This is a genomic window from Bacillus sp. JJ1764 (genome assembly GCF_036962145.1).
Classification (GTDB): domain Bacteria; phylum Bacillota; class Bacilli; order Bacillales; family Cytobacillaceae; genus Neobacillus.
The window spans coordinates 8296-16338 of record NZ_JBALNY010000048.1; the positions used below are offsets into that span (position 1 = coordinate 8296).

Annotated in this window: 10 protein-coding genes and 1 pseudogene; 5 read left to right on the forward strand and 6 right to left on the reverse strand. The window is 39.9% G+C overall.

All coding sequences use genetic code 11. From position 1 onward, the window contains the following. From V7083_RS07700 to V7083_RS07715, 4 genes and pseudogenes are all read right to left on the reverse strand, one after another. A pseudogene (locus V7083_RS07700) lies at positions 1-166 on the reverse strand (histidine kinase); the annotation flags it as partial. 247 nt (positions 167-413) lie between these two features. Further along, on the reverse strand, positions 414-764 hold the full coding sequence (locus V7083_RS07705) for a VOC family protein (protein WP_335476799.1): 351 nt from the start codon (positions 762-764) through the stop codon (positions 414-416). 14 nt (positions 765-778) lie between these two features. Next, a complete protein-coding gene (locus tag V7083_RS07710) occupies positions 779-1807 on the reverse strand; it encodes an S-adenosylmethionine:tRNA ribosyltransferase-isomerase (protein WP_335476800.1) in 1029 nt (342 codons plus the stop codon). Beyond that, positions 1807-2523: an SDR family NAD(P)-dependent oxidoreductase gene (locus V7083_RS07715; RefSeq protein WP_335476801.1), complete on the reverse strand. Its 717-nt coding sequence runs from the start codon at positions 2521-2523 to the stop codon at positions 1807-1809. Before V7083_RS07715 ends, V7083_RS07710 begins: the two co-directional genes overlap by 1 nt. A 247-nt stretch (positions 2524-2770) precedes the next feature. Here V7083_RS07715 and V7083_RS07720 point away from each other — a divergent pair, with 247 nt between their 5' ends. The 3 genes from V7083_RS07720 (at position 2771) to V7083_RS07730 (ending at position 5178) form a co-directional block, all read left to right on the forward strand. After that, a complete protein-coding gene (locus tag V7083_RS07720; protein ID WP_335476802.1) occupies positions 2771-3214 on the forward strand; it encodes a YbaK family protein in 444 nt (147 codons plus the stop codon). A 74-nt stretch (positions 3215-3288) separates the two neighbouring features. Then, positions 3289-4008 (forward strand): N-acetylmuramoyl-L-alanine amidase CwlD, encoded by a 720-nt coding sequence (gene cwlD, locus V7083_RS07725; RefSeq protein ID WP_335476808.1) that lies wholly within the window; start codon positions 3289-3291, stop codon positions 4006-4008. 372 nt (positions 4009-4380) lie between these two features. Continuing rightward, positions 4381-5178, forward strand: a complete 798-nt coding sequence (locus tag V7083_RS07730) for an Mrp/NBP35 family ATP-binding protein (RefSeq protein ID WP_435556542.1) — start codon at positions 4381-4383, stop codon at positions 5176-5178. An 80-nt stretch (positions 5179-5258) separates the two neighbouring features. Here V7083_RS07730 and gerD read toward each other — a convergent pair whose 3' ends face one another. Continuing rightward, a complete protein-coding gene (gene gerD / locus V7083_RS07735; protein ID WP_335476804.1) occupies positions 5259-5840 on the reverse strand; it encodes a spore germination lipoprotein GerD in 582 nt (193 codons plus the stop codon). Positions 5841-6077: 237 nt separating this feature from the next. Between gerD and V7083_RS07740 the strand changes: the two genes are divergently transcribed. Next, positions 6078-6755 (forward strand): KinB-signaling pathway activation protein, encoded by a 678-nt coding sequence (locus V7083_RS07740; RefSeq protein WP_335476805.1) that lies wholly within the window; start codon positions 6078-6080, stop codon positions 6753-6755. A 28-nt stretch (positions 6756-6783) separates the two neighbouring features. Here the strand turns inward: V7083_RS07740 and pdaB are convergent, their stop codons facing one another. Next, the gene (pdaB, locus tag V7083_RS07745; RefSeq protein ID WP_335476806.1) at positions 6784-7536 is read right to left on the reverse strand and encodes a polysaccharide deacetylase family sporulation protein PdaB; all 753 of its coding nucleotides are present in this window, start codon (positions 7534-7536) and stop codon (positions 6784-6786) included. Positions 7537-7672: 136 nt separating this feature from the next. On the opposite strand from pdaB, the gene V7083_RS07750 reads away from it, so the two are divergent. Continuing rightward, complete coding sequence (locus tag V7083_RS07750; protein ID WP_335476807.1) at positions 7673-7903, forward strand: hypothetical protein; 231 nt, start codon at positions 7673-7675, stop codon at positions 7901-7903. The last annotated feature ends 140 nt before the right edge of the window (positions 7904-8043 follow it).

Here is an 8043-nt window from a genome sequence, read left to right on the forward strand (position 1 = left end):
TTCCCTGTTCATCCATAAGAAAGATCCATCCAGTTTGAAGTCCGGTTACATGGAGTAATTTTTTTAAAACTCCGGATAACACTTCTTTTGGATCTGTTCCTTCATTAAGTAACTCGGCAATTTCTTTTAAAATACTAATTTCCCCATACTCTGCTTCAAAAGACATATGGTTTCCCCCACCAACCCTTCTCTACTTTTCATTATAGCGGATTACCAGTATTTGAATATTAAAAACTCCGTTTTGTTAGTAATGGATCTGGGTCTGGGGTGTAGAGCCAGTCTATGTTCCCGATTTTTCGGAACGGCCGGAAAAGTGGAAGGTAGAACCTGTCTATATTCCCGAATTTCCGGTGCAACTGTAATTTTGGGAAGGTAGAGTGAATTCATGGCACCATAAACCTTTTCCAAAGAGCCTAACTAGCAGTCACTACTTGCAAAAACTCAATGATTTCCCCATCTGGTCCCGAATAAAACACTGTTTCCCAGCCGTTCTCAAGTTTATAAGGTCCCTCAAGCAGCCTGTTTCGGTTCATCAGCCCCGTTATTTCACTAAGACATTCAACCTCAAAACAGAGATGAGTAGAAGGAACGCAAGGGCGATCTCCAGAAATCAACTCCATTCGGAAATCACCCAATTTTAAGAACACAATCTCTTCCCCCATAAAAAGGATACGACCTTCTTCATGAAACCCTAAATTCTTTTTATAAAAAGCAACGGATTCCTCTAATTGACTCACTTCTAACGCAAAATGATGAATTCGCATGTGCCAGCCTCCGCTCACAAAATTAGATTCATATCGCCAAACTCATGCCATAAATAACCGCAAGCAATGGCCTGGTTGTAGGCTTTACTCAAATGTGACCCAGATACGAACGCGGAAAGCATATCGAGATGGCTGGCCTTTGGTTCATGTAAGCCGGTAATGATTCCATCAGCGATTTGCAAAGGGAAGCCTTGATCGATATAAAGATTGGTCTGACCGGTTCGTTTTCCAGTCGAGGCTGCCGTTTCAAGAGCCCGGACTACGGTTGTACCCACTGCAATAACTCTACTACCGGCAGCTTTCGTTTGCTGAATTCGTTCCATTGTCGAATCGGGGATATGATACTCTTCAACATTATCCTCCGGAGTTTGATGCCATTGATCATCAAGCAAGTAGCTTAATCCAGTATGAAGCTGGATAAAATCAAGCAGGATTCCTTTGTGTTTCATTTTAAAGATAAGCTCCCAACTAAAGGCTCTTCCAGCAGAGGGCATTTCGACGGATCCAGGATGACTGGCAAACACGGTTTGATAGTAATCGAGCTCCCATGGCTGTTCAATATACTCATAGCGAACAGGCTCACCTACGGCATATATAATATTGAATAATTCTGTACCCTTTTTAGAAAAAATAATGGTCTTTAATGGCGAGTTTTCTTTGGACCCCACCACGGTTGCAGATAATGCCTGGGAAAATTGCAACTGATCGCCATCTTTAATGGAATTAGCAACAATTAAGGCTTCCCAAGTATCTTCCTGGCGGCGCCTTGCCAATCTTACTTCTACTGCTGAGGCAATTACGACATCCTCTCTTATCCATTCTGCCTGTAATACAGCAGGGATGGTACGGCTATTGTTTAGAATCACCAGGTCACCTGGCTGAAGGTAATTGGTTAAATGGAAAAACTGATCGTGCTTCGTTTCACCGGTATTTCGATCAAGGACCATCATCCGGACATGGTCCCGCCGTACACCCCGCTTTTCAGGGGGATAGGATGCATTTAATGCTTCTGGCAGGTAAAAATCCAATGCTTTTGCCGGCATTATAATTCCTCCTTTGCTTGAGCTTCAAACCGCTGTCCATTTACGCCGACAGATTGATCCGAAGCGAGATATAAAAATACCCCAACAACATCTTCTGGTTTTGCCAATGTGTAATCACAATCCGGAACGGCCAATTGATGCATTTCAGTATCCATTTCCCCGGGGTCAACCATATTGACTCTAATATTGGTTTCACTTAATTCATCAGCCCAAGTTTGCGTCAGCCCTTCCACGGCGAACTTGGAGATTCCGTAGGCACCCCAACTGGCATAACCGGTGTGGCCAGCTTCCGAGGTGACGTTGATAATCGAACCCTGATTCCGCTCAAGCATTCCCGGAATTACTCTTCTGGTTACAAGGAAGGGTGAAACAGTATTAACCCGTAGCACCTCAGCAAAGTCCTCTTCCGGATAGTCAAGCAAAAATGGCATCGGACTCGGTCCTAATATGGAGGCATTGTTAATCAAAACATCAATATGACCGAAAGCTTCCTCTGTCATGGCAATGAAACGTTCCACATCTCTTGCAACAGACACATCAGCGGTGACGGCGAGCACTTCCGCTCCCAATGCCTCCGCTTCAGCTTTTACTGCTAAAAGATTTTTTTCCTTACGAGCACAAATCGCGATCCGCGATCCTTCCTTCGCAAATGCCAAAGTTAATGCACGACCTAATCCTTTTGAAGCTCCCGTGATCATCACTACTTTATTTTCCATTAGAAATCTCCCCTTTGTTCTTGATGTCTTTAGCATATCGATTACAGGGGAGCTTTCCCTCAGAGAAAAGCTTGATTTTTTCTACAACTTTTGGAGGAGAAAGGCTGAATAATAAAAGAAACACATCCTTATGAGGGCGGTACACAAGTTTATCAGTGTATTCCTATCCGCGCAAAAAATTGGAAGCCTTCCCATTGCATTTCTTAAGTACAAGGGTTAAAGAATAGTGCTAAGAGGTGAAATAGAAGTGACTGTAATTACGACCTTTAAAGAAAAACGCCGTGAAAAGCAAATCAAATATGAACGTTCCGTTTTAAGGGACTTATCGATTAATACATTGAAAGAACGAGTCAAACACTACTTTGGTTCAACCCGTATTGCCCAAAGCTTTGTGATGAATTCTGGAATTGAGGAAGCATGCTATGATGTCGCCCTTGAGGCTTATTTACTTGGCGCTAAATTCAGTAAATTTGGTTATCATGGTGAGACAATGGAGCAGGTGCGGATGCGTTGTGATCAAGAAGAAAAACATCTGGTAGATACCATGTTCAATTTTTTACTGTTTTGGGGAAATGGTGATGAAGGAACGATGAGTGAATCCCTTTACTATTTATGTGAGCAATATGTATATGCATGGTGGAAAGACGGTTTTGAAAAAGGGCAGAGACGCCATAAACTGCGGTTACATTAAATAGTTCTAATTTTCCCCCTTGTCCCATATAGATGAAGTGTACAGGGACGTGCGGGAAGGAATGATTGGGTTTGTTGACGCGCAGATTAAAAGTGATTGCATTTTCAGTAGGATTATTAGTACTGTTTCTTATTTTGCAGTATGACTTTTCCAATGACGATTCATGGAAACCGTGGAATCTGCCATTGTCAGGGAAAATTATCCTTTTGGATGCTGGCCATGGCGGACCTGATGGGGGCGCGGGAACAGGGAAAACACTTGAAAAGGATATTGCATTGGATATTACCTTAAAGGTAAGAGATTATCTGCAGCAACAAGGGGCTTTGGTAGTAATGACAAGAGATACGGATAAGGATTTGGCTGATTCTGATACAAGAGGATATAGTCGAAGAAAAGTGGAGGATTTGAAAAAGAGATTGAAAATGATCAATGACTCAGATAATGATTTTTTTGTCAGTATCCACTTAAATGCGATTCCGTCCTCAAGATGGAGTGGTGCCCAAACCTTTTATGCTCCACATCATGAGGAAAATGCACGGGCAGCTAAATTTATTCAGGAAGAATTACGGAGAAATTTAGAAAATACGACTAGAAGAGCGAAACCAATTAATCAGGTATATATTTTAAAACATGCCAAAAAACCAGGTGTATTAGTCGAAGTCGGATTTCTCTCAAATCCAGCTGAAAAGGCAAATTTAAAGAAGGATTCTTATCAGGACAAAATAGCGGCATCCATCTATAAAGGAATTTTGCGCTATTTTACGAATGAAAAGGAGCTCATCGAAACAGATTAAGGGAAGGTGGTAAACACCTTCCATTTTTGTTGGTTGTGTGATTCAAATAACTGTTTCTAAGCCATGTTATGATATACTGATAGATGGAAACGAATACAATTGTGAGGTGTTTATTGAATGTTGACAGAACAAAGAATCCTAGAGGTTCTTGGCAGCCTGAAAGAACCATTTTTACATAAAACTTTGGCAGAGTTAAATGCCATTGAGGAAATTAAGATCAAAGAGGAAAAAAATCACGTTAGTGTAAAAATTGCTATTGCAAGAACTGGTACAAGTGAGCAGCTTCAGTTGCAAACACAAGTGGTAAATCTGTTAAAAGAGGCAGGCGCAGCATCGGTAGGAATTCGTTTTGGCCAGCTTTCAGAAGAAGTGATGGCCGCACATCGACATGCAGAGCCTGAAACAGAAAAGAATCTGCTTAACTCGCAAAGTACAACCTTTATTGCCATTGCCAGTGGTAAAGGCGGGGTAGGTAAATCAACAGTTTCCGTAAACCTGGCAGTTGCCTTAGCACGCCTTGGTAAAAAGGTTGGTCTAATTGATGCGGATATTTATGGTTTCAGTGTGCCAGATATGATGGGAATCACCCAACGCCCTGTTGTAAGAGGAGAAAAAATCATTCCGGTTGAACGTTTCGGTGTACAAGTTATTTCAATGGGCTTTTTTGTTGAGGATAATGCCCCGATTATTTGGCGTGGACCAATGCTTGGCAAAATGTTAAACAGCTTTTTCAATGAAGTAGAGTGGGGCGATATTGACTATCTATTGCTTGATTTACCTCCTGGAACAGGAGATGTGGCCCTTGATGTTCACACCATGCTGCCGGCATGTAAGGAAATTATCGTAACAACTCCTCATCCAACTGCTGCCTTTGTTGCTGCCCGTGCCGGGGCTATGGCATTGCGAACAGAACATGAAGTTTTGGGTGTCATTGAGAATATGGCATACTTCGAAAGTAAAGTGACCGGTGAAAAAGAATATGTATTTGGCCGCGGTGGCGGAGACAAGCTTGCTGAAGAACTGAATACCGAGGTTCTTGGCCGCCTGCCGCTTGATCAGCCAGATTGGCATGAAGAAGATTTTGCGCCATCCATTTATCAGGAAGAACATAAACTAGGTAAAATTTATCTAGAAATTGCTGAAAATGTTGTGAATAGATTGAAGAAATAAATAAAAAGGAGACAGTTCAAAATGATTGGACTGCCTCTTTTTTGTTTCTATATATACGATTGATTCAAAATGAATGATGGTTATTTTTTATTGCTGCTTCCGCCTGCATTATTATTAGCGTCTTGTGCAGCCTTTAACAACAATTCCTCCATCTTCGCTTTAAATAATGGACTATCAATCGTTTCGGTAATGATCTGTTGCAGATGTTCACGGTATTCCTTACTTTTTAGGGCATCAGCCATTTCCTTTTGAATTTCAGGCTCTTTAAATACTTGAATCATCATGCCGCGATAAGCAGGATCATTCATTAAGTCCTTTAATAACTTTTCGTTTTCGGATCTCATGCTTTTAGCAACGTTCTGCGCAAATTTCGTATCACTGAATGTCTTTTTCCAAAAATCTGTCGCTGCGTCTGATGTCAGGGTCTGTTTAATCGTATCAGAGACAACTTTTTGATCCATCACCAGCTTCTCTTTCATTTTATCATCCGACATGACATCCTGAATGGCTTTTTTCCCATCATCTGTTTTTAAAATATCCACAACCATTTTTTTGGTTTGATCATAATCAAGTTGATTACTCGCGGCACTTGAATCATCGGAAGAGCAACTGGTCAGGAATAACAAAATGGGCAGGAGTAGCAGCCTATTTTGACCTTTCATAATTTAGCCCCTTTCACATAAGAATCCTTATATCTAGCATGAAGAAAATTGGATAAGATTATACGCAAAAACTTAATTTATGGATTTTTCAAAGGGGGCTTGGTACAATCAAAATGAATTTATTTTTTGGTCGATAGGAAAGTAAAAACCTTACTATCAGGCATAAGTGCAACTACGCCTCTGTCTTCGCCTTTAAGGCTTGCCAGTCGGCGAGTTTACTTTATTGGAGGGAATTAGGTGACAAGCCGTAATTTAGTAAGGCTGTTTATGTCCACTTTGCTAGTTGGCGGACTGACAACGGCTATAGTGGGATTAGTAGTACGTTGGAGTGAGTTACAGCCTTATTTTGTAGATTTTCAACTAAAGGACATCGTATCAGCGATTTTATGGTTGGTTGTTATGGGCTTCTTGTTCAGTGCCATCAGCCAAATGGGCTTTTTTGCGTATCTAACCGTTCATCGTTTTGGTTTAGGGATTTTTAAGTCAGCCTCTCTATGGAATGGTGTTCAAGTAATCCTTATTCTGTTTGCCTTATTTGATTTAGTTTATTTAAGATACAACGCTTTTGCGGATAAAGGGGAGTCCATTCTTCCTTATCTTGGGCTTGCTGCTGCAGTGCTTATAATCGGCTTAACAGTTTCTTGGTTCAAAAAACAGCAAACCAATCAGGCTGCGTTTATACCTGCACTTTTTTTCATGATTGTGGTGACAATTGTCGAGTGGGTTCCAGTATTACGCGTAAATGACAGCAACTGGCTTTATTTAATGGGTGTGACCTTATCGATCTGTAATGCCTATCAGTTACTGATGCTGCATAAATTAAATGCGCAATCTGAACAAGAGCGGCAAAATAAGGCACTTCAAAAAACAAATCACAAGCCTAGTAAAAAGCAAACAAAAAAACCGTCCATTTAATGTTCATGGGCGGTTTTGTCTTTGTTTTTTAATTAATTTCTTTAGAATATACGTCACCATTTGCAATCATTTCTGAAACAGTTACCAGCTTTAGGCCTTTATCCCGGAAATCCTTTAACATTTGCGGCAATGCGTTAGCCGTTTGTTTAGCAGAATCGGAGGCATGAAGAAGTAAAATATCCCCTTTATCGGCTTTTTTAACATTTGCGACAATCTGGTTGACACCTGGATTTTGCCAATCTTTTGAGTCTATACTCCAATGTACAACTGTATAGCCGTAGCGTTTAGCAATCTTTAATGTCCGTTCATCAAAATGACCAGTGGGGGCACGTAATAATTTAATATCCTTTACATTGAGCTTTTTAAATACTTCTTGAGCTTTTGAAATATCTTTACTAACTTTAACATCGTCTACTTCCGTATAATCCACATAATTATAACCCAAAATGCCCACTTCAAAACCATCTTTAACAATGCGATTGACAAGATCTGGATGCCGCTCCGCCCATGAGCCGGAAAGAAAAAAGGTTGCTGATTTCACATTCTCCTGTTTTAGAGTGTCTAAAATAGGTTCGGCTTTTTCATCACCCCAGCCAATATTAAAAGTCAGTGCCACATCCTTTTCACCTCGAAAAACTGCTTTTGGGCCATCCTTGGTTGAAAATACCGGAATTTGGGCAATGTTTTCAATAAAGAGAAACCAAGCGGTAAAAAAGGAGGCGATTAAAATTAAAATCCCATTCTTAATTGATTTACCATTGACAATATAAAAGAAGTTCACTTTTCCCACCTCGTCCAATCAAATCCTTGTCTCAAACATATGCTTGTTTTAAAAAAAATATGATAAAAGAAATGAATTATAAAATTTCATAAAATGGAAAAGACTACTATAACAAATATTAGCTTGGAGGTTATTTATGTTTGGGCTTCTAATCAATGAAAGGGAAGTAAAAGAAATGGAGTATTTATTAAAGCGGGAGCTTGATGAAATCTTGTTTGACCTAAAGGATGATCGGATTGACCATATTGTAAAAAGAGCAATGGAGGAACGCTATAAAGTCTTATTTACTTTATTTAAGAGAGTAGCATCACCTCACGAGTGTTTAAAGTATATGAGAAGAGGCAGGAAGGACAGAAAAAAGGGATAATTATTTTTTTAAAATAGATTGTTGACAATTGTTATTAATCTTGTTATATTAATAAACGTCGCTGCTGACATAAAAACAACTTTAAAAAAAGTTGTTGACTTTAAAGTTTGCAGATGATATATTAATAAAGTCGCTTTTGA